Here is a 22437-nt window from a genome sequence, read left to right on the forward strand (position 1 = left end):
TAGTGGTTATGTGGGCTTAACAATTAGATAACACCTAATTATAGAATGTAATTTACGTAGAATAGGGTTATTCTTAGAATCTTGTCTATAGTACTTTATATTGTGGTACTTTTTTAAGACCTAACACTAAACAGCTCAAAAAAATAAATCATATTTGTCCTTAAATTGACACCGTATTTAAACGAATGTCTTTTAGGATTAAACAAACTAACAAACACTTCTATGTCTAAAAAACTACTGCAATTTCGAGTGGCTTTCATGCTGATCGGCAGTATTCTAATGGCCGTGCTCGGAGGAGGCACAGCTATGGCTCAGGTAACGTCATCGGCTATTAATGGCCGGGTTACTGATTCAAAAGGAGAGGGACTGCCGGGAGCAACTGTGGTGGCAGTTCATACGCCATCGGGGAGCCGTTACGGTACGATTTCTAATACGTCAGGCTTTTATACGTTTCCAAACGTTCGGGTAGGTGGACCATATACCGTTACGGTTTCGTTTGTAGGCTTTAAAGAACAAGCAAAAAGTGATGTGTTCGCCAGTTTGGGAACAACGGCCGACGTTAGTTTCAAACTTGCCGATGAAGGCACCAGCCTGAATGAAGTGGTTGTTTCAGGTAACCGGAACGATATTTTCAGTTCAGATCGTACGGGTGCTGCTACTTCGTTTGGCCGGGAGGCAATCAACACACTGCCTACCATTGGTCGTACATTGACCGACATTACCAAATACAATCCGTATGGTAATGGTCAATCATTTGCTGGTCAGGATCCACGTTTCAATAACTTCACGATTGACGGTTCTGTATTCAACAACGGATTTGGTTTAGGTGGCTCGGCATTAGCCGGTGGTCGTACGGGTACAACCGCGGTGTCTATTGATGCGCTGGATCAGATTCAGGTAAACGTTGCTCCGTTTGATATTCGTCAGTCGGGTTTCACGGGTGCTGGTATCAATGCGGTAACCCGCTCGGGTACCAATGATTTCTCGGGTTCTGTTTACCATCTGTTCCGTAACAAAGGGCTGGTTGGTAACACTGCGGCTGGTAACTCGATTGGTACCGTTAACGTGGATGAAAAAACCTGGGGTTTCCGCCTGGGTGGCCCGCTGATCAAAAATAAACTGTTTTTCTTCATCAACGCCGAGCAGTTTACCAGCAGCACACCAGCCTTAAGCTATGTTGCCCAACGGCCTGGTGCTACGGCGGCTAACCCGTCAAGCGTATTATACTCTGATCTGGTAGACTTGAAGAGTTTCATGATGACGAACTTTAACTTCGATCTGGGCGCTTTAGATAACTATAATAACCAGGTTAAAAGTACGAAAGGGCTGATTCGCCTGGATTGGAATATTAACGACGGCAACAAACTATCTGTTCGCTACTCGCACCATAATTCGTCTTCGGATCAGGTGATTAGCAACAGTAACAGTAGTAACACGGCAGGTAATGGTAACCGGAACGTGTTCCCAACCTCGCTTTCGCCACAAAATACGGGTTACATAATTGCCGATAACACCCGTTCGTTAGCGGTTGAATTGACCTCAAACTTTGGGGGTGGTAAGTTTGCCAATGACCTCGTTGGTACGTATAATAAGCAGATCGAAGACCGGACGTACAAAACACAGTTGTTTCCAACAATCGACATCGCGCCGGGTGGAACTACCTACACGTCGATTGGTTTTGACCCATTTACGCCGAACAACAAGCTAAATTATTCGACATTTAACATTACGGATAACCTTAGCTACTTTGCGGGTAAGCATACGATCACGGCAGGTTTGGTGTTTGAACACTACACATCGAACAACGTATTCTTCGCATCATCGAATGGTGTCTATGTGTATAACTCCATTGCGGACTTTAAAACGGCTGCTTTAGCGTCGATCAGTGACCCAAACAGTACAACATCACCCGTTACGTTAGCTAAGTACAACCTGCGTTACTCGTTGATTCCGGGTGGTGGAGAGCCATTACAGCAACTGAAGCGGAATTTGTATAGCGCTTATGTTCAGGACGAATTGCAGGCTACTCAGAATTTGAAATTAACGTACGGTTTGCGGGCTGATCTTTTTGATTACGATAACAGCACGGCGAAGGACTTCAACAACCCAATTGTGGCAGGTTTAACCTTCAATGATGAAAACGGAGCTCCTTATAAAATCAGTACGGGTACGTTCCCTAAAGCCCGTGTGCTGCTATCGCCTCGTTTTGGTTTTAACTTCGACGTGAAAGGCGATAAGACAACCCAGATTCGTGGTGGTACAGGTATTTTTGTGTCGCGTATTCCTGAAGTACTGGTTTCTAACCAATTGGGTAATAACGGCGTGAATACCGCGCTGATCACGGTGACGAACACAACGGCTTATCCGTTTGTGACCGATCCAAGTAAATTACCGGCTGCTGTTCGTCCGCCCGATCCGTCTAAGGTTGATTTATCGAAACTGCTGCCTTATACGATCAATGCATCGGACCCAAATTTGAAGTATCCACAAATCTGGAAAACGAACATCGCTGTCGATCAGAAACTACCTTTAGGATTGGTTGGAACGGTTGAGTTCATTTACAACAAGAATATTCAGGCGCTGCGTTATATCGATGCTAACCTGCGGGCTCCAAGCAAGACGCTGAGTGGTTCTGATACGCGTAATGTTTTCCCTGCTTTCGGGGTTACAAGCACTGGTACTGGTTCTGCTAACACAGTAGCTCAAGCCCGGTATATCAACCCGCAAATTGCCAACGCTTTCGTTCTGAAAAATACGAACAAAGGTGATTCGTATATCGTGACGTTCAAACTGGAGAAACCAGTTACGAGAGGCTTTGGTGGATTGGTGGCCTACACCTACGGAAAAGCTCGTGACCTGGCCTTTGTCGGTAGCACAGTTCAGGCAAACGTTCCATCTATTTATGGGCAGAACTACCTGAATACGTCGTATTCTGATCAGGATCTTCGCCATCGGATTAACGGCTATGTTAACTATCGCCTGAACTATGGTGGTAAATTTGGTGGCTCGACTGCCGTTACTCTGGGTGGTACATTCCAGAGCGGTGGCAAGATTTCGTATGTTACCAGCCAGGATCTCAATTTTGATGGTCAGACCAACAATGACCTGATCTACGTACCAAAAAGCGCTTCTGAACTGACGTTTAGCCCACTTACAGTAGGAACAGGCGCTAATGCAGTAACGTATTCTCCAGAACAGCAACAGGCTGCTTTCGATTCGTACATTAATGGTAATGACTACCTGAAAACACGCCGGGGCCAGTATGCCGAGCGGAATGGCGGTGCTTTTCCATGGCTGGCCCGTTTTGACTTCACGGCTATTCAGGAATTCTATGTGGCCGTTGGCAAGAACAACAAGCGGAACACAATCCAACTTCGTATCGACATTCTGAACGTTGGTAACTTGCTGAATAACGCCTGGGGTGTAAGCAATTTGCAAACTACATTCAACCCATTGTCGCTGGTAAGTGTAAATGCAACGACAGGTGTACCAACCTATCGTTTGGCTACACAGAATATAAACGGACAAACGGTTCTGTTAAAAGATTCATTCACAAAAAGTGCTTCGCTTAACAGTGGTGACGTTTATCAGGCACAGATCGGTCTGCGTTATATCTTTAACTAAGTCTATCACTAGTTTGAAAAATCCCCCGCACAATTACTGTGACGGGGGATTTTTTTGTTGGTATAGCGTTACACTATGGAAGCTAAAGTTTTCTGGATACTAATTTTACTGTCGGCTAACAATGTACTAGGACAAACGCCGAATCGGTTCAGCGATAGCCAAACTGCTGATGCATTCTTTGACATCAACGCAGTACGTAAACATCCCCTTATTCTGGCCCATAGGGGTGGACCGGGTTTGTCTGATACAGAAAACTCAATAACTACATTTGATAAAACGGCAAGGGCGTTACCAAACGCTATTATTGAGATGGACGTACGCCTGACTCGCGACAGCAGCTTTGTTCTTTTACACGATGCTACTCTGGATCGGGAGTCTGACGCTACGGGGCCAGTGGCCGAAAAAACGCTGAATGAGATTAAAAAAGTAAGGCTTAAAACCCTGTCCGGTGAGTTGACAGCTCAAACGATACCAACATTTACGGATGTTCTGATCTGGAATAAGAATCGCTATATGCTGGCTCTGGATGTAAAACCGGGAACAGACCCACTACGGGTCATGAAGGACGTGGAAAAGCACCAGGCGGTGCATTCCGTTTTTATTATTTGCTACTCCATTGCCGAAGCACAACGAGTACGCGAACAATATCCATCTCTCTGGCTGGCGGTTGGTGTAAATACTATGGCTGATCTGGAGCGGCTGGAGACCAGTAAACCGCTGTCTGGACGTTTGATCGCACTAACTCCACAAAAACTTCAGCCGGTTTCTTTTTATGAACGATTGCATAAGCTTGGCATGCTGGCTTCTGTGGGTACATATGGTGTGAACCAATTGGATGAAAAGCCAATGGCCGATGCTAAGGCCGGATATCAAAAGCTATTTAGCCAGGGTGGTGATATTATCACGACTGATCGGCCGGTTGATGTCTTTGCTTTATTTTAGAATAGCTGCCTTCCTGCGCATCTCTTTCAACTTCGCCCGCGATTCGGGAAAGGTTTTTACCATCCCTGATTCGTATCACGGCAAAATAGTCGTGCTGCCATTCTGCCGGTTATGCTTAAGCATGTCCGTTCCGGCCTGATAGCCCTGCACAATGACCCGGCCAATGTCTTCAGACGTAAAATGCATTAGATTCAGGGACAGCGGCTCGGTAGGCCGTATTATCGTTAAAGCCAGATTCCGTCCGCTTAAGTGTTCACGGCTGGCGAAACGTTCGGCCCAGGCAATGTCATTATTTACCAGTTGATTTACCGTAATGTCTTTAACCCGATCCATCAGGTTCAGCAGGTTCCGGTAGTTGAACTTCTCATTATATATCTTTTTGGCATGACAGGCCACGCAAGCAATTTCAATGGCACCGTCTTCGATGGCTACACGTAATGGGGCTACTTCACGCAGGCCACCATCCAGAAACGCACGCCGGTGATCGCCCCCTATCTGTACGGCAGGCATCAGAAACGGCAATGAACTACTGGCATATACGAAATCCAGAAAGTTAGGGTCATAGGCATCGGCGTAGAACATATCACCCTGTATGATGTCTACAGCACCAACTTTAATCTTTACCGGCCCGGTCTTAATAGCTTCTACATTAACCTGTTCACGAATTAAATTTTGAATGGGCGAGTTGTCCAGCAACCCATCGAAACGGCTCATAATAGTGTTGTATCCCATACGAAACCGCGACCGTATGACGGCTACATCGCTGGGCTTGGTAATATTTCGAATCCAGAACTCAATCAGGTATTTACCCACTTTTACCCAGTCGACCTGGCCTGTTTCGGTATGCTGTCGGGCGGCTTCGTTGGCCATAAACGTAGCATTGAGGCTGCCAACCGAAATGCCGTAGAGTTGGTCAGGAACAAACCCCGACTCAAATAACGCCATGGCAGCACCTACCTGAAACGCTCCTTTAAGTGAACCACCCCCCAATACGAGTGCACGCTGCGGTGTGGTCGCTGCGGTTGGATGGACGACCGGATGAGGAAGGGTTGGGGTAGGATTATCAATCATATGGAGTATAGCAGGTGGCGTTAGCAATGCACAAATATGGTAAGTTGATACTTTTCAACCACTAATCAAACGAATTGGCATAAGGTATAGTTATGGAAAGGACGCCTGTTTTTGTAAACGGCTTTTTCGGTGTCTGCACTTTCCTTACTATACTTGCCAGAAATTTAGTTGGTAAATTAGTACGCCAGTCAGTCAGTACGCTATTAAATCATGCGTCAAGCACTCACCGGTCGCGCAGGCGGCTTCGTTACCAACTCGTTGACACCGACTTACTCCCTCCAAATGCCTATTACCGTCGCCGATATACAAGCCCCGATTGCTGCTGAAATGGAATTATTTGAGCAGAAGTTTAAAGGGCAAATGAAAAGCGATGTCATGCTGCTCGACCAAATCATGAATTATATCGTGAAGCGGAAAGGAAAGCAACTACGTCCGATGTTTGTGTTTTTAATGGCGGGCGTGTGCGGCACCATTTCAGAAGCTACCTACCGGGGTGCGTCCTTAATCGAACTTCTTCACACAGCTACTCTGGTTCACGACGATGTGGTCGATGAGTCCAATTACCGACGAGGCTTTTTTTCAATCAATGCGCTCTGGAAAAACAAAGTCGCGGTGCTGGTAGGTGATTATCTACTCTCGCGCGGTCTACTGCTTTCTGTTGATAACAGTGATTTTGACCTGCTCCGTATTGTTTCGACTGCCGTGCGCGAACTGAGCGAAGGTGAGTTGCTGCAACTCTACAAAGCCCGGCGTTTGGATATTACTGAAGATATTTACTACGAAATTATCCGCCAGAAAACGGCCTCGCTTATTGCCGCCTGTTGTGCTGTTGGGGCGCGGTCTGTTGGAGCCGCCAAAGAGATTGTCGATCAAGCGCATGCTTTTGGCGAGAAAGTCGGTATTGCCTTCCAGATTAAAGACGATCTGTTCGATTATGGCACGGCTGAAGTAGGCAAACCGCTGGGTATTGATATCAAAGAGAAAAAGATGACTCTCCCGCTTATTTATGCCCTTAATAAAAGCGGATTTCTGGAAAAGCGCCGAATTATTAATATCATCAAAAACGAAAGCGAGAAACCAAAAAAAGTTAATGAAGTTATTGCTTTCGTCAAAAACTCGGGCGGTATCGAATACGCAACCGAAGCCATGAATCACTATGTTGCCGAAGCCCAGGAATTATTGAATAACTTCCCCGACTCACGTTATCGTCAGTCTCTGCATCAACTGGTACAGTACACAATTGATCGAAGCAAATAAGAGTTAATAATGAATAATGTAAAGTGAAGAATGAAGAGTGAATTATAAGTGATTAGCTATTCTTTACTCTTCATTCTTCACTTTACATTATTCATTATTAACTCCCTTTTTCGTTTTTTCGCCAAACAGCCGGTGGAAGTCCGGGCTTTCGGTTTTCATCCACTTGTCCCAAAAAGTGAAATACAGGCCGTAGTTGAATCGAAACTGCGTGTGGTGCAGGCTGTGGTGTGTTGCACCGATGAGCCAGCGCCCCAGCCAATGTTTGTCGAAATCGTGGGGATAAACTTCCGTATTCAAGTGATTGATGGCACTTGACAGGGTCATGATCAACAGAATCAGCCCCACAGCCGAAAGATGTAGTGGCAACACGAATGTCAAGATGGGAATGATGATAGCTTGTAATGTGCTTTCTGTAGGGTGAAACGAGAAGGCCGTCCAGGGTGAGGTTGTAATACTGTCGTGGTGTGTTTTGTGCACCCACCGATAAACGCCCGGCCGATGCATCCAGCGGTGGAGCCAATAGTAGTATGTTTCGTGAATGAACAGAACGATAGCAATACTGATTGGGTACCAGATAATCGGGTAGCTGTTAATGTTGGTGTAAATAGCTGTATACCCATGTTGGTAAGCCAGAATAACCGCCAGTGCCAGCACCGTGAACAGTAAGGATGTCAACACCGACCAACCGATTTCACGCCAATCCTGCCCGGCTTTCCGGGGGCGGGTCTGCACGGCCCGATGGGCGAACTGATCTTTTAACGAAACGTTAAACAGCCACCAGAATGCCAGCGAAAACAGCACATATCGCCCGAAAATAGCGATGAAGAAAAGTAAGGCCGTTAATCCAAGCGTAGCTGGGTTTGTAATCGCAATCATGATATAATATGGACTGATTTATTACTGCCTTAACTCAATCAAGACATCATTGTTGACAATCTTAAAGATTAATTAGCAATACGAACTTTAGCGGTTTCTGGTTTCATTTTTGTTTGTTCACAGTCCCTTCATTTGCTTGGTTCGTTGTCCCATCGATTTGTTTGTACATTTGCTTTCTGTACTCAAACACTCAATAAAACGGCTTTATGCGCCTACTTCTTTCGATCCTGATGGTGTCTGCACTTGGCACAGCATCATTTGCTCAGTCTAAAAAAACATCAACAACAACGGCTAGTTCAACTCCCCATACGTTGGACCGGCCAAAGCTTGTTGTTGGCATTGTGGTTGATCAGATGCGCTACGATTATTTGTACCGTTATTACAACAAATTTGGCAAGGGTGGTTTTCGGCGGATGATGGATGGTGGGTTCAATGCCCGGAATAACCATTACCATTATGCGGCTACGTATACCGGCCCCGGTCACGCAGCTATTTACACGGGCTCTGCACCTGCATTGAACGGTATTGTGGGTAATGATTTTTATGAACGGAATATAGGCCGGCTGATGTATTGTGCCGAAGATACAACAGTAAGTACCGTTGGCAATACGGGCATTGCCGGTAAAATGTCGCCCCGAAATCTGCTTGTTACAACCATTGGCGATCAGCTTAAACTGGCCACTGATGGCCGGGCGAAAGTAATCGGGATTGCGCTGAAAGATCGGGGGGCCATATTGCCCGCTGGTCATGCCGCCAATGCCGCTTACTGGTTCGATTCGAAAGATGGTAATTTCATCAGTAGCACGTTTTACCAAAATGAGTTGCCACAATGGGTGCAGGACTTTAACGCACGGAAATTGAGCGATCAATTTTTGAGTCAGAAATGGGAGCCTTCGTTGCCTATGAATCAATACACCGAAAGTACAGTTGATGACGAACCTTATGAAACCGTGTTAGCTGGTGAAACTAAATCTGTTTTTCCGCATATGTTTGCTATTCAGGCAGGTGGAAGTAAATATGAACCCTTACGGACAAGTCCTTATGGCGATCAGATCACGAAAGAGTTTGCGCTGGCTGCGCTGAAAGGCGAACAACTGGGCCAGCGAGACGTGACAGATATGCTTTGCGTAAGCTTCTCTTCGCCAGATTACATTGGCCATGCGTTTGGTACGCACGCGATTGAAACCGAAGATCAGTACATACGACTCGATCAGCAACTGACCCAGTTGCTTAATCAATTAGACGCTACAGTAGGGAAGGGGCAGTGGGTGGCGTTTCTATCAGCCGATCACGGTGTTGTCGATGCGCCGGGATTCCTGCAGCAAAACCGGATTCCGGCGGGTGTGCGGGGCTACGGCGAAATTGGCGAAGCGGTGAAGTCTACGCTTGAAAAAGCTTACGGTCCGGGGCAATGGATGCTCTCGTATTTTAACCAGCAGGTTTACCTGAACCATGCCTTAATGACGGAAAAGAAAATTGCCATGCAGGATGTGTATGAGTTGCTTCGGACTGTTTTGTTAAAACAGAAAGCGGTTGTTAACGTCGTGAATTTACATAACCTGGGTGCCGAGGCTTTACCACTTTTGCAGGAAAATCTATTTCGCAATGTATATTATCCAAACCGCAGTGGTGATTTCTATGTGATGCAGCAACCGGGTTGGCTAGAGGGACGCAATAAGGGCACTACACACGGCACTACCTACGCCTATGATACGCACGTACCATTTCTGCTGTACGGCTGGGGTATTAAACCGGGGCAAACGCTCCGTCGGACACATATCCACGACATTGCCCCAACCATAACTGCCCTGCTTGGCCTTCTCGAACCCAGCGGCTGTATTGGCAACCCGGTTGAGGAAGCCCTTAAGTAGCGCCGACCGTCCCGGTCGGGTGTGTAAAAGAACGCCAATAGACTTGTTTGTTAAGCCCGACCGGGACGGTCGGGCTTACTTAAAACTTACTTCCTTAAACCCAAAATACCTGACTTCTCCATTGACGCTAATTGCCAATCGACCAGTAGTGTCAATGCCGCAAATAGTGCCCCGGAAGGACTGCCCGTCACTGTCAAAGCTATGTTCTTCTTGGTAGCGATAGAGAATTTGTAAGTAACTTATTTTCAGTGTTTCACGTTGACCTGACAGTAACTGGAGATAACGTTGCTCTACTGTTTCGCAGAGTCTGCTGAGCAAGCCGGGAAGATCATAGGTGTTAGGTAAGGGTGATTCATGTTGCAACGAAGTTGCCGTTGAATACCCAAATTCTGTTTGATTCACATTGAGCCCAATTCCCGCTACCGACCATGCAATGCTGTAGCCATGCAACGTATTTTCAATTAGTATACCGCCTAATTTAAGATCACCGGCATAAATATCATTTGGCCATTTTATACGCAGAGAATGGCCGAGCAGTGGTTGCAGCGTATCATAAATACCCAGCGAAATAGCCATATTAAGCCAGAACTGATCCGTAGCCATTAAGAAACCAGGCTTCAAAATCAGCGAGAATGTCAGGTTTTCTCCCGCTTTTGCTTCCCATTGGTTACCCCGCTGCCCCCGACCGGCTGTTTGGTTATCAGTTATGACAACTAGTCCTTTATTTGGGTCTGATTGAGCAATCAAGGTAGCCGCTTCATCGTTAGTTGACTGACAGCTTGGCAGATATTGGATTATTTGTCCAATAAAAAGAGTTTTGGGATAGATTTTGTACAAAATATTGTATAGTTTAGTAGTAGAGAGTTAATGAATGGTACTGCGGGTTTTTAAAATACCCTATTAGGCAATGTACCCGCTGATTAGCTTCTCGTGCAATGTTAAACTGAAAGCATGAGAATTAACAAAAACAATGAGTTTACCGCCGAGCAGATACGTGATTTCGTTGTTCGGGGAATGCAGGAAAAGAAAGGACAAGATATTGTTGTAATGGACCTGCGCAAAGTTAAAAATGCAATCTGCGATTATTTCGTTATTTGTTCGGGTACGTCCGACACGCAGATTGACGCTATATCAACTTCCGTTGAAGAAGAAGTTTATAAAGCCAGCAAACAAGACCCCTGGCACAAAGAAGGAAAATTGAACCGGGAGTGGATTTTGCTGGATTACGTCGATGTTGTCGTTCACGTCTTCAAAAAAGACCGACGTTCGTTTTACGATCTCGAACAACTCTGGGGAGATGCCGAGATTCGTCTGATCGAAGACAGTGACCTTGTCGTAGCGTCTTGATTAGTAGCTATTTAGTTATTAGATTATTTGTAATCTATTGATTTTCAGTGATCTAATAACTAAATGGTTAACTCGTTGTTATAGTTAAAATAAGCCTGTAACTGGCCGCTTGTGGGGCTGACAAACCGTCTGTCCTAACCATTTCGCAGTAGAAACAATCATTCGCGAAACGGTGTTACCCTTGAAATCCGTTAGTACAACCTGAGGAAATGGCAGAAAATAATAAAAATCCGTTAGTACCCCGTGGTGGGCCACGTAAGCCCAACTTTCAGGGCTGGATTGTTGCTTTGCTGATTGCCGCCATTCTTGGCATTACATTCTTTAACAGAAGCTCAGCTACCCACGAAATTTCACAGAAGCGCTTTGAGCGTATGGTGAAAGATCACGAAGTCGCTGAAGCTATAGTCGTTAATGACAAAATTGCCGAAGTTACGCTCTCGCAGCAAGCCGCACAAAGTCCTAAATACCGCAACTTATCTGCGGAAAAGCCGTATTTCGGCACTACTCAAGGACCGCAATTTCAATTTCAAATAGCGTCTGGAGAAACGTTCAAGAAAGATCTGGATTTAATTCAACAGGGCGTTCCTGATAATGAAAAAATTGATCTTAAGTTCGAAACCAGAAGTGACTTTGGTAGCATCATCAGTACGTGGGGGTTCCTGATCGTAATGATCCTCGCTATGTACTTCCTGCTTGGACGTATGTCTGGGGCCGGTGGCCCCGGTGGTCAAATCTTTAACATTGGCAAATCGAAAGCCGCCCTGTTTGACGCCGATAGTAAGGTAAAAATTACCTTCAACGACGTTGCTGGCCTGGACGAGGCAAAAGAGGAAATTAAAGAAATTGTTGATTACCTGAAGAATCCAACCAAGTTTACAAAACTTGGAGCCAAAATTCCAAAAGGAGCTTTGTTGATCGGCCCTCCAGGTACAGGTAAAACGTTGCTGGCTAAAGCCGTAGCCGGTGAAGCGGGCGTTCCGTTCTTCTCACTGTCGGGTTCCGACTTCGTTGAAATGTTTGTTGGGGTAGGTGCCGCTCGAGTACGTGACCTGTTCAAACAGGCAAAAGAGAAAGCGCCTTGTATCATTTTTATTGATGAGATTGATGCAGTAGGTCGTTCGCGTGGACGGGGTTCCATGCCCGGTGCCAATGACGAACGCGAAAACACGCTGAACTCACTGCTCGTTGAGATGGATGGTTTCGCTACCGATTCAGGTATCATTATTCTGGCTGCTACGAACCGTCCCGACGTACTGGACCCTGCTTTACAGCGGCCCGGTCGTTTCGACCGTCAGATCAGTATCGACAAACCGGATATTATTGGTCGGGAAGCAATTTTCCGGGTTCACCTGAAGCCGATTAAATTATCGACGGATGTTGATCCAAAAGAATTAGCCGCTCAGACACCCGGTTTTGCTGGTGCCGAAATTGCGAACGTTTGTAATGAGGCTGCTCTGATTGCTGCTCGTAGCGATAAGGAAGCCGTTGATATGAAAGATTTCCAGGATGCGATGGATCGTGTGATTGGTGGTCTGGAAAAGAAGAACAAAATCATCTCGCCGGAAGAGAAAGAGATTGTTGCTTATCATGAAGCGGGTCACGCAGTAGCTGGCTGGTATCTTGAATTTGCTGATCCGCTCGTAAAAGTGTCGATTGTGCCACGTGGCGTAGCTGCTCTGGGCTATGCTCAGTATCTGCCTCGTGAGCAGTATCTGTATCGTACAGAACAGCTTCTGGACGAAATGTGTATGGCATTGGGCGGTCGTGCTGCCGAAGATCTGATCTTTGGTAAAGTATCGACAGGTGCCTTGAGTGATCTGGAACGCATTACCAAGCTGGCCTATAGCATGGTTACCATGTATGGCATGAATGACAAGATTGGTAATATATCGTTCTATGACTCAAAACAGTCGGACTACAACTTCAATAAGCCATATTCGGAAGAAACGGCCAAGCACATTGATGAAGAAGTTCGCAAGATCATCAGTTCGGCTTACGAACGCACAAAAGGCCTGTTGAGCGATCATAAAGATGCGCTGGAAATTCTGGCAAAGGAATTACTTGAAAAAGAAATTCTTTACCAAAATGACCTGGTTCGCCTGATTGGCAAGCGGCCTTTTGAACGGGAAACTGTTTATCAGGCGTATAAAAATAAAGGTGTGGCTGAGGAAGTCAAAGAGGAAATTGGCCTTGAATCGAAGCCTGCCGAAACCGAGCCTCAATCGTTGCCGATATAAAGTAAGAAGTAAAACAAAAAAGGGACGCTTGATCAAGCGTCCCTTTTTTGTTTTACTTCTTACCAAGTTCAATCACCTGCATATCCAGAATCCGACCCGCATCGAGCGAGAATCGAATGACGGTTCGCATCTTATGAAAACCGGTTTTTCCGGCTGCGCCGGGATTGATATACAATAGTTTATTAATAGCCGGGTCACGCATAACCTTGAGAATGTGCGAATGGCCACAGATGAATAAATCCGGTGGGTTCGCTTTCAATACAGGTCGTGTGGTAGGGTTATAGTTGGGAGGTGTTCCACCAATATGCGTTATCCAAATGTCGAGGCTTTCGAGTGTAAAACGTTGATTGGCAGGCAGGTCAGTATCTTCCCGGTCGATATTGCCGCTTACAATACGTAAAGGCCGAAACGCTCGCAGCTGGTCGGCAACGGTAAGTAGACCTACATCACCAGCATGCCATACCTCATCGCAAGCGTCGAAATGAGTGAATATAGCCGGGTCGAGGTAACTGTGTGTATCGGACAGAAGACCAATTCGGGTCATGAGAAATTAGTTAATAAGTCGGTAAGTCAGTGACGTATGAGTGTTACTTTTGCATTGGCCATTTACCGGCTTTTTTAACTTACCAACTATTTCCCTAAAATTAACTCTTTCATCTCACTACGAATCTTCTTTTTGTCGATTTTTCCGACACTCGTTTTAGGGATCTCCTGCACGAACACAATGCGGTCGGGTACGTACCATTTGTGCAAATCGCCCCGGTCAACTTTTGCCTGTAACTCGGCTTTTACGCCTTCGGCAGTTAATGCGTAGCCTGGCTTTTGAATAATGAGCGCATGCGGACGTTCGCCCCAACGTTCGTCGGGAAGGCCAACTACGGCTGATTCTGCTATGCCTTCTACCTGAGACAACACATCTTCCATATCCAGTGATGACACCCATTCGCCACCGGTTTTGATTACATCTTTGGTACGGTCTGAAACAATTACCCAATGGTCGGTAGTAATGCTGGCGACATCACCTGTATGTAGCCAGCCGCCTTTCCAGAGGTCGGCACCTCGTTCTGGGTCTTCGTAATACCCTTGTGTGAGCCAGGGGCCCCGAGCCACGATTTCGCCCAGTGAATGCCCATCATGTGCTACAAACTGGCCATTATCGTCCATTAACCGCAGTTCAACAAACGGAGCAATGCGACCGGCACGTGTGCGAAGATCAATTTGCTCCTCAGGCAAACACATTTTCTCCTGTTCATTAAGATAACCCACGGCTAGAATCGGTGCTGTTTCAGACATACCATAGCCCGATATGACCGTAATCCCTAAGCCTGTTGCCGCATTGGCAAGACCTTTTGTAAGGGCCGAACCGCCAATAATCACTTTCCAGCGGCTCAAATTCTCTCTAAACCTGGGTGCAGCGGGGCTGCTGACAAGCATATTCAATATGGTGGGAACGCAGTGGGATAACGTAACACCTTCTGCAATCAAGAGCTTTAGCAACAGTTCTGGCTCATAACGGCCCGGATACACCTGCTTTGCCGACATCATTGTTGCCAGAAATGGGAAACCCCAGGCATGCACATGGAACATAGGCGTAATGGGCATATATACGTCTGTAGACCCTTTAAACGGCATGGCTTCATACCCAATGATGTAAGTCAGCAAGCCCATTGTGTGCATGAACAACTGCCGATGGGAGAAGTAAACGCCTTTGGGGTTACCCGTTGTGCCGGTGGTATAAAACGAAGTAGCCCATGTATTCTCGTCAAAATCCGGGAATTCATACTGGTCAGATGCACTGTTTAATAAGGCTTCATACTCACCTTCAACACCCTCAGGGAGTTCGTTGAGAGGTTTTACTTCGGCGGTGCCAGTATATACTTTATCACTCAGAACAACAAATTTCTCAACGGTTGTCAGTTGATCTTTAATGGCGGCTAGAATGGGCAGGAAATCTTCGTGAATCAGAACAATCTTATCTTTGGCATGATTCATTGTGTAAAGAATCTGCGCAGGAGATAGCCTGACATTGATCGTATGCAGAATAGCGCCATAGCTGGTAACACCAAAAAAACATTCAAGGTAACGGTGGCTATCCCAATCGAAGACAGCAACCATATCGCCCGGTTTAATGCCCAGTTCAGTCAATACATTGGCTAGCTTTCTGACACGCTGGTTGAACTGAATATAATTCATTCGGAACAAGTCCCGGTAAACAATTTCGCGCTGGGGTTCGTATTTGAGCGATTGTGCCAACATACTTTTGATGAGCATGGGCGGTTCATGGGCTTCGGCGGTACGTGGAATTAGTTTGGTCTGAATCATAATTGGCGAAGGTATTTACTAAAAAACGAATGGATCGAAGGTAAAATTGAATAATGGAAAGAAAAAATGGTATCGTATAAAATAAGCCCGGTTGCCACTTAAGTGGCAACCGGGCTTATTTTATACGATAGTTGATTACCTATTGCGTCAGTGCTACTAAAGAAGTAAGCCTGCAATAGTTGCTGACATATAACTGGCTAATGTACCGCAAATGAGAGCTTTAAAGCCAATTCGGGCAAGGTCGCTACGACGTTTAGGAGCTAATTCACCAATACCACCAACCTGAATAGCAATAGAGCTGAAGTTGGCAAAACCACAAAGGGCAAAACTGACAATAGCGATTGTTTTAGGCTCAAGCGTTTGCTTGATCTTTACTAAATCGAGGTACGCCACAAACTCATTAACAACCATTTTGGTACCCATCAATGCACCAGCAGCCTGTATGTCTTTGGCAGGTACACCCATTGCCCAGGCAAAAAGAGAGAAGAATTTGCCCAGTAGAAAGTTAAGGCTCAGATAGTCAATATTAAAAACGTAAAAACCCAAGCGGAACATGATGCTATCCAGTAAGGCAATCAGCGCGATAAAACCAATAAGCATAGCAATTACGTTGAAACCTACTTTCAGGCCTTCGCTGGCTCCAGCAGCAATGGCATCGAGCAGGTTGGCGTAAATCTTTTTGATTTCTACTTTTACCGTTCCCTGTGTTTCAGAAACCTGCGTTTCGGGCATCACAATTTTGCTGATAACCAACGCACCCGGAGCGGCCATAATACTGGCTGCCAACAGGTAAGGTGCCGGAACACCCAGTGAGATGTATACTGCCAAAACGCCCCCGGCAATACAGGCAAATGATCCTGTCATGCTGGCCAGTAGCTCGGAGTTGGTCATGCCATTGAGGTAAGGCTTAATCATAATTTGCGCTTCAACCTGACCAACAAACGTGCTCGCTACGTTGGAAAGGGCTTCGGCACCGCTTACACCCATAAGCCATTTCATGGCTTTGGCCATAACCGCTACCACACGTTGCATGATGCCCAGGTGGTAGAAAATGTTGACCAGTACCGCAACGAAAATAATTGTTGGAATAACTTTGAAGAAGAAGATAAAGCTGTTTTCAGGACCAAATGCTTTTGTCAATACATCAGGCCTGACAAGGGATGAGAATACAAATTCAGCGCCTTTATTTGCTTTTTGCAATAGGCGATCAACGTAATAGCCGAGCCCCTGAAACAGGTTTTGACCAAGCTCAGTTTTTAAGACAAACACCGCCAGTCCAAATTGAAGACCAAGTCCTACACCAACGGTACGATAGTTTATTGCTTTGCGATTATCAGAGAGGGCATAGGCAATACCCAGAATTAAAACAATGCCAATTAGTCCAGTAAAACGCTCCATTCAGTGATGACACAATTACAGTTAGGTTGGCGAATATACAAAAAGAAGGCGTGGAACGAGTTTATAAAAAAGCTGACCAAACAAAAACCGGCTGATTTGGCGAACAATATTCGTCAAATCAGCCGGTTAGCTTAACGTAATACTTGTTCAGAGAAGACTTGTCAGATCGAGTTCAAAATCGGGCAAAACATCTTCGCCCGATAATTGGCCTAGTCCTGCTATCTCTTGCGGAGCTTGATCAGGCCGGTAGATATACGATACTTGATTAGATACGTCAATCAACCAGGCCAATCTGCAACCGTTTGCCATCCAATCGTCCATTTTCTCAAAACAATCTTTTATACGATCTGACTGTGAACGTAGTTCAAGTATGAAATCAGGGCATACGTGTAAAATCTTACGTCGTTCTACAGGCGTTAAGGCATCCCAGCGGTTTTGTGTTATGGCAGAAACATCAGGCGACATGATTGATGTATCGGGTAATCGAAATGCTGTTGACGAGTCAAAAAACTTACCGAACTTAACCTGTCGGTTCCAAATGGCAAAGTCAGCGCTTAATTCAAAATTGGTATTACCTGTTTCTCCGCCTGTATTAGCCATAAATACAATATCACCGTTTTTTCGGCGCTCAAATTTCAGGTCCGGATTATCCTGACAAAACCGAATGAACTCATCATCGTTCATTCGCAAATCCTCCGGTAAATGCACCCGTATTGATTCCATATAGTATGACTATGACTAACGCGTTGTAAAAAGTAACTATGGTTTAGTGGAAAATAGCCTGAAATTCCCCTTTGACTACTTACTTTTTGAATAGATTATATATTGGCAATGGCTCGTTCGGCGCCTTCCTGATATTCCTCTTCAATTTGCGCTATATCGACTGGTTTCAGTTCGGTATCAAATAGCCGGGCGTCCATCGCTTCTTTTTCGGTTACGTCAAAGAATCGTTCGTGCATATTGAATGGCTTACCGCCCTCAGGGACTTCGCATTTTTTGAAATTTCCGTCTTCTGCCAACTCATAGGAATTGACGTTGTCGAGCAGATTATCTTTTAAAATTAGAATGGCCTGCTGCTTTACCCGTTTATCGGCCAGAATGAAAAGAGACTCAATACGCCGGTCAAAACTTCTCACCATTACATCGGCACTACCGCCATATACTTTGGGGTCGCCGTTATTATGGAAGTAATAAACACGCGTATGCTCCAGAAAATCGCCAACGATAGACCGAACGGTGATGTTTTCGCTCAGGCCGGCCCGGTGTGGGCGCAAACAGCAAATACTACGCACGATTAAGCGAACAGGTACACCCGCCTGCGATGCTTTGTATAGTTCATCAATTACCTGCTTGTCTTCCAGCGAGTTGACTTTAATGCAAATTCCGCTTTGTAAGCCACGTTGTGCATTATCGGCCTCTACGCGAATCAAGCGAAGCAACTGCTCCCGCATATCGCGTGGTGCGGTAATCAGGTATTGGTATTCGTTGGGTACCGAGTGGCCGGTAATAACGTTGAAAAACTCCGAGATGTCGTGCGTATACGTTTCGTTGGTTGTCAACAGACCAATATCCGTATAGAGCTTTGAGGTATCTTCGTTGTAATTGCCTGTTGCCATGTGGGCATAGCGCACCACCCGACTGCCCTCATTACGAACCACCAGCAGTAACTTTGTGTGCGTTTTGAATCGGCTGATGCCATAGATAACAAAGCAACCGGCCTTTTGTAACCGTTGCGCTTCCCGAATATTATTCTCTTCGTCGAAACGGGCTTTTACTTCAAATAATACCGATACGTGTTTCCCATTTTCGGCAGCTTTCAATAAGGCTTCTGTGATGCGGGACCGCTTGGCCAGTCGATAAACCGTAATCTTGATGGCCAATACATGTGGGTCTTCGGCTGCTTGTTCGAGCAATTGAAGAACCGGCTCAAAATTGTTGTATGGGTGATGCAGCAGTAAATCCCGCTGTTTGATCAACTCAAAAATATCGTCGGTTTTATCGCGACTTACCCCCAGCGGTGGTACCGGCGAATGGGGCAGGGGCATGTCGTCCTTAAACTCCGGGTTACCGATAATTTGCCACAGCGACGAGAAGTCAAGGAGCGTATGGGATTCGAAAATATTTAAATCATCAATTTCCCACCGTTTTTTTAGCAGGTTCAACATCCAGGGCGACACAATAGTTGACTGGCTGTCGGCACCGCTGCCCTTCGTTTCTATTTCAAGCCGTGTTACCCGGCCTAACCGACGATTTTTGATCTTCTGACGAACTTCGTCAATAAAATCTACTTCATCGTCGTCGTTTTCATCGAGAGTAAAATCACCGTTTCGAGTAATCCGGAACAGGTTTACCGAAACAATTTCAACGTTTCGGTAGAGTTTCTTAATGTTATGACGGACAATTTCTTCAATGGGAATAAAGACGATGGTGTCTTCACGCTCAAAGGATACAAAACGGGGTAAATTGGCCGGAATCTGAACAAAGGAAAGTCGCTGGCGGTCGTCTTCATCCTCTGAGGGCAGGCTTTTAATTTCACCTTCTTCGGGGTTTTGTGTGACTACGCCAAAAATGAGCACCTTGGCCAGCAATACCGGGAATGTATGCGTATAGTCATACAACATTGGGGTCAATGTTGGATAAATTGCCCGGTCAAAATAGTTCGTTGCTTCGGCCTGTTCCTCAGGGGCCATACTGGCGTAGGTAACCAGTTGAAGCCCATTTTCGGGGAAAAGAGGTAATAGTTGCTCAGAAAAGACAGCTTGCTGATCCTGAAAAAACTGATGCGAGGTAGTGTATAACGCTTTCCGAAAGGGCACTTCGCGCAATCCTGAATAGTCGACACGCTGTTTATGATAATCCAGGTAATTATACAAACTACCCACCCGAATCATAAAAAACTCGTCCATGTTCGAAGCCGAAATAGCCAGGAACTTCAGCCGCTCCATGAGTGTGCGGTTACTGAGAGGGGGCTTCGCATTTCGGGCCTGATCCAGCACGCGCTCATTGAATTTAAGCCAGCTCAAATCGCGGCTCAGATAATTGCTCTGGTCGATAACGCTGGTTACTTTTTCGCTCACCTTTGCCAGCTTATCGGTTCCCTGAGCGGGCGTATTTACCGGCCGGTTCGTGAAACGGGAAACCAGATTGCCCAGTATGGTGCGGTTTGTGTTAAGGGGATAGCGCATACTCTTTCTTTAAGCTTTGAAGTACAACAAAAAAGCGGACTAAAAAGCCCGCCTTATGTTATTTTTCGGTTAAACATCCACTCGGGCGTATTTCGCATTTCGTTCGATGAACTCACGCCTTGGGGCCACTTCGTCACCCATTAAGGTCGAGAAGACGTGATCGGCATCGGCGGCTGACTCAACCGTTACGATTTTCAACGTTCGGCTGTCGGGGTTCATGGTGGTGCTCCAGAGCTGTTCGGCATTCATTTCACCGAGACCTTTGTAGCGTTGAACGCCTACACTTTCTTCTTTGCCACCGCCCGCCAGTTCTTTCACCGCTGCTTCGCGCTGGGCTTCTGTCCAGCAATACCGCTCTTCCTTGCCTTTTTTAATGAGGTACAAAGGTGGCTGAGCAATGTAAATATACCCGTTGTCGATCAGCGCCTTCATGTTGCGATAGAACAGCGTCAGGATCAACGTTCGGATGTGGCTGCCATCTACGTCGGCATCGGTCATGATGATGATTTTATGATACCGGAGCTTGTCCAGGTTCATCACCGTTTCATCGTCTTTCTTTTCGAGCCGAACACCGAGAGCAGTCCATATATTTTTGATCTCTTCGTTCTCGTAAATCCGGTGTTCCATAGCCTTCTCTACGTTCAGGATCTTACCACGTAGGGGAAGAATAGCCTGAAACGCCCGGTTACGACCCTGCTTGGCTGTTCCGCCAGCGGAGTCACCCTCTACCAGATAAAGTTCACACTTTTCAGGGTCGGTGTCAGAGCAGTCGGCAAGTTTGCCGGGAAGTCCCATGCCGCCCATAAAGTCCTTACGTTCGGTCATGATGCGCTTGTAGGCCAGATCAGCCGCAATACGCGCCTGAGCCGACACAAGCACCTTCTTAACGATACCACGGGCTGTATTGGGGTTCTCCTCAAGCCACGTTTCGAGCAGGTCAGCCATTGCCTGGCTCACTGCACTAACGACATCCTGATTACCCAGTTTAGTTTTCGTCTGGCCTTCAAATTGAGGCTCCTGAACTTTCACCGATATAACGGCGGTGAGGCCCTTCCGGAAATCCTCGCCACTGAACGAAACTTTGCCCGAGTTCTTCGGCAGAACACCGGGATTTTTATCCGCATAGTTTTTCAGCACCCGCGTCAGGGCAGAGCGGAAACCCTGTACGTGCGTACCACCCTCGTGGGTGTTGATGTTGTTTACATAGGACAGTACGTTTTCGCCAGCCTCATAGTTGTACACCAGGGCGACCTGAACAGGCGTCGGCCCTTTGGTATTTTCCATGTAAATGGGCTTCATGCCATCGAGGGCAGGGCGGGTCTGGTCGAGGTATTCGACAAACTCAACCAGGCCACCTTCCGAAAAGAAATCGTCCTGACGTGTTGGCTCGCCGTCCTCATCCAGTTCACGCAAATCTTTCAGGAAAACGTGAATGCCTTTGTTCAGGTAAGCCAATTCGCGCAGGCGTCCTGCAATGGTGTCGTACTTATAAACAGTATCGGTGAAGATGCTGCCATCCGGTTTGAAGTGGGTTTTTGTGCCGGTATCTTCCGCATCACCAATGACGCGCACGTCATAAAGCGGAATGCCGATTTTGTATTCCTGTTCGAATATTTTGCCATCGCGGTGAACTTCTACCCGCAAATCGGTTGACAGGGCATTTACGCAGGAAACGCCGACGCCGTGTAAGCCGCCGGAAACTTTATAAGTATCTTTATCAAATTTACCACCAGCGTGCAGCATGGTCATGGCCATTTGAAGGGCCGAAACACCCATCTTGGTATTGATACCTGTCGGGATACCCCGGCCGTTATCCTGCACCGTAATTGAATTGTCGGGGTTGATGGCTACCGTAATCTTATCGCAGTAACCCGCCAGTGCCTCATCAATGGAGTTGTCGACAACTTCCCAGATGAGGTGGTGGAGACCGCGTGTACCAACGTCGCCAATGTACATGGATGGACGTTTGCGTACAGCTTCCAGACCCTCCAGAACCTGGATATTATCGGCACCATAGTTGCCTAATGCAGTTTCAACGGGAGCATCTGCTTCAATAAGTTCGTTGGTCATATCAGAATGGAGCGTGCTAGAAATTTGTTGTTTCAGGCTTAAAAACAGCTTGATTGTATGGGTCTAACAGATTGTAAAAATACAAAAATTTTTAGTCTTTTCCTACCCATCTTTGCCGAGATTAGCTTATTATACGAAAAAATATTCTAATCATTAGTTAACGGTACAATGACGGCCCTGACGTTCGTTTTATGGCCATTAAAGCCAGTTTTTCAGTTATTTTCGGCTGGTAAGATC

15 protein-coding genes are annotated in these 22437 nt (G+C 46.3%); 6 read left to right on the forward strand and 9 right to left on the reverse strand.

All coding sequences use genetic code 11. From position 1 onward, the window contains the following. The first annotated feature begins 222 nt into the window (after positions 1–222). Both CWM47_RS18115 and CWM47_RS18120 read left to right on the forward strand, forming a co-directional pair. The gene (locus CWM47_RS18115) at positions 223–3624 is read left to right on the forward strand and encodes a TonB-dependent receptor (RefSeq protein WP_100989644.1); all 3402 of its coding nucleotides are present in this window, start codon (positions 223–225) and stop codon (positions 3622–3624) included. Positions 3625–3699: 75 nt separating this feature from the next. After that, positions 3700–4566: a glycerophosphodiester phosphodiesterase family protein gene (locus CWM47_RS18120; protein ID WP_100989645.1), complete on the forward strand. Its 867-nt coding sequence runs from the start codon at positions 3700–3702 to the stop codon at positions 4564–4566. Between the two features lie 75 nt (positions 4567–4641). Here CWM47_RS18120 and CWM47_RS18125 read toward each other — a convergent pair whose 3' ends face one another. After that, positions 4642–5637, reverse strand: coding sequence for a patatin-like phospholipase family protein (locus CWM47_RS18125; RefSeq protein WP_100989646.1), 996 nt, complete (start codon positions 5635–5637; stop codon positions 4642–4644). Between the two features lie 282 nt (positions 5638–5919). On the opposite strand from CWM47_RS18125, the gene CWM47_RS18130 reads away from it, so the two are divergent. Continuing rightward, complete coding sequence (locus tag CWM47_RS18130) at positions 5920–6894, forward strand: polyprenyl synthetase family protein (protein ID WP_100989647.1); 975 nt, start codon at positions 5920–5922, stop codon at positions 6892–6894. A gap of 87 nt (positions 6895–6981) precedes the next feature. Here the strand turns inward: CWM47_RS18130 and CWM47_RS18135 are convergent, their stop codons facing one another. After that, positions 6982–7770, reverse strand: a complete 789-nt coding sequence (locus CWM47_RS18135; protein ID WP_100989648.1) for a sterol desaturase family protein — start codon at positions 7768–7770, stop codon at positions 6982–6984. Between the two features lie 206 nt (positions 7771–7976). Here CWM47_RS18135 and pafA point away from each other — a divergent pair, with 206 nt between their 5' ends. Next, positions 7977–9641: an alkaline phosphatase PafA gene (gene pafA, locus CWM47_RS18140; protein WP_100989649.1), complete on the forward strand. Its 1665-nt coding sequence runs from the start codon at positions 7977–7979 to the stop codon at positions 9639–9641. A gap of 75 nt (positions 9642–9716) precedes the next feature. On the opposite strand, the gene CWM47_RS18145 is transcribed toward pafA, so the two are convergent. Then, complete coding sequence (locus CWM47_RS18145) at positions 9717–10478, reverse strand: biotin--[acetyl-CoA-carboxylase] ligase (protein ID WP_100989650.1); 762 nt, start codon at positions 10476–10478, stop codon at positions 9717–9719. A 114-nt stretch (positions 10479–10592) separates the two neighbouring features. On the opposite strand from CWM47_RS18145, the gene rsfS reads away from it, so the two are divergent. Further along, positions 10593–10988, forward strand: a complete 396-nt coding sequence (rsfS, locus tag CWM47_RS18150; protein WP_100989651.1) for a ribosome silencing factor — start codon at positions 10593–10595, stop codon at positions 10986–10988. A 209-nt stretch (positions 10989–11197) separates the two neighbouring features. Next, positions 11198–13225 (forward strand): ATP-dependent zinc metalloprotease FtsH, encoded by a 2028-nt coding sequence (gene ftsH / locus CWM47_RS18155; protein ID WP_100989652.1) that lies wholly within the window; start codon positions 11198–11200, stop codon positions 13223–13225. A gap of 52 nt (positions 13226–13277) precedes the next feature. On the opposite strand, the gene CWM47_RS18160 is transcribed toward ftsH, so the two are convergent. The 6 genes from CWM47_RS18160 to gyrB all read right to left on the reverse strand — a co-directional run bounded on the left by CWM47_RS18160 (position 13278) and on the right by gyrB (position 22200). Beyond that, positions 13278–13769 (reverse strand): metallophosphoesterase family protein, encoded by a 492-nt coding sequence (locus tag CWM47_RS18160; RefSeq protein WP_100989653.1) that lies wholly within the window; start codon positions 13767–13769, stop codon positions 13278–13280. An 86-nt stretch (positions 13770–13855) separates the two neighbouring features. Next, complete coding sequence (locus CWM47_RS18165; RefSeq protein WP_100989654.1) at positions 13856–15547, reverse strand: fatty acid--CoA ligase; 1692 nt, start codon at positions 15545–15547, stop codon at positions 13856–13858. Between the two features lie 156 nt (positions 15548–15703). Then, the gene (locus tag CWM47_RS18170) at positions 15704–16945 is read right to left on the reverse strand and encodes a NupC/NupG family nucleoside CNT transporter (RefSeq protein ID WP_100989655.1); all 1242 of its coding nucleotides are present in this window, start codon (positions 16943–16945) and stop codon (positions 15704–15706) included. 147 nt (positions 16946–17092) lie between these two features. Beyond that, the gene (locus CWM47_RS18175) at positions 17093–17668 is read right to left on the reverse strand and encodes a Uma2 family endonuclease (RefSeq protein ID WP_100989656.1); all 576 of its coding nucleotides are present in this window, start codon (positions 17666–17668) and stop codon (positions 17093–17095) included. Between the two features lie 95 nt (positions 17669–17763). Next, a complete protein-coding gene (gene ppk1, locus CWM47_RS18180) occupies positions 17764–20130 on the reverse strand; it encodes a polyphosphate kinase 1 (protein ID WP_100989657.1) in 2367 nt (788 codons plus the stop codon). A gap of 69 nt (positions 20131–20199) precedes the next feature. Next, complete coding sequence (gyrB, locus tag CWM47_RS18185) at positions 20200–22200, reverse strand: DNA topoisomerase (ATP-hydrolyzing) subunit B (RefSeq protein WP_100989658.1); 2001 nt, start codon at positions 22198–22200, stop codon at positions 20200–20202. Positions 22201–22437: the final 237 nt, after the last annotated feature.

Source organism: Spirosoma pollinicola (assembly GCF_002831565.1).
Taxonomy (GTDB): Bacteria; Bacteroidota; Bacteroidia; order Cytophagales; family Spirosomataceae; genus Spirosoma; species Spirosoma pollinicola.

Excerpts from the sequence above, each read along its gene's own strand:
- CWM47_RS18115 (WP_100989644.1), top strand. The coding sequence starts at position 223 with ATGTCTAAAAAACTACTGCAATTTCGAGTGGCTTTCATGCTGATCGGC.
- CWM47_RS18120 (WP_100989645.1), top strand. The coding sequence starts at position 3,700 with ATGGAAGCTAAAGTTTTCTGGATACTAATTTTACTGTCGGCTAACAAT.
- CWM47_RS18125 (WP_100989646.1), bottom strand. The coding sequence starts at position 5,637 with ATGATTGATAATCCTACCCCAACCCTTCCTCATCCGGTCGTCCATCCA.
- CWM47_RS18130 (WP_100989647.1), top strand. The coding sequence starts at position 5,920 with ATGCCTATTACCGTCGCCGATATACAAGCCCCGATTGCTGCTGAAATG.
- CWM47_RS18135 (WP_100989648.1), bottom strand. The coding sequence starts at position 7,770 with ATGATTGCGATTACAAACCCAGCTACGCTTGGATTAACGGCCTTACTT.
- pafA (WP_100989649.1), top strand. The coding sequence starts at position 7,977 with ATGCGCCTACTTCTTTCGATCCTGATGGTGTCTGCACTTGGCACAGCA.
- rsfS (WP_100989651.1), top strand. The coding sequence starts at position 10,593 with ATGAGAATTAACAAAAACAATGAGTTTACCGCCGAGCAGATACGTGAT.
- ftsH (WP_100989652.1), top strand. The coding sequence starts at position 11,198 with ATGGCAGAAAATAATAAAAATCCGTTAGTACCCCGTGGTGGGCCACGT.
- CWM47_RS18160 (WP_100989653.1), bottom strand. The coding sequence starts at position 13,769 with ATGACCCGAATTGGTCTTCTGTCCGATACACACAGTTACCTCGACCCG.
- CWM47_RS18165 (WP_100989654.1), bottom strand. The coding sequence starts at position 15,547 with ATGATTCAGACCAAACTAATTCCACGTACCGCCGAAGCCCATGAACCG.
- CWM47_RS18170 (WP_100989655.1), bottom strand. The coding sequence starts at position 16,945 with ATGGAGCGTTTTACTGGACTAATTGGCATTGTTTTAATTCTGGGTATT.
- CWM47_RS18175 (WP_100989656.1), bottom strand. The coding sequence starts at position 17,668 with ATGGAATCAATACGGGTGCATTTACCGGAGGATTTGCGAATGAACGAT.
- ppk1 (WP_100989657.1), bottom strand. The coding sequence starts at position 20,130 with ATGCGCTATCCCCTTAACACAAACCGCACCATACTGGGCAATCTGGTT.
- gyrB (WP_100989658.1), bottom strand. The coding sequence starts at position 22,200 with ATGACCAACGAACTTATTGAAGCAGATGCTCCCGTTGAAACTGCATTA.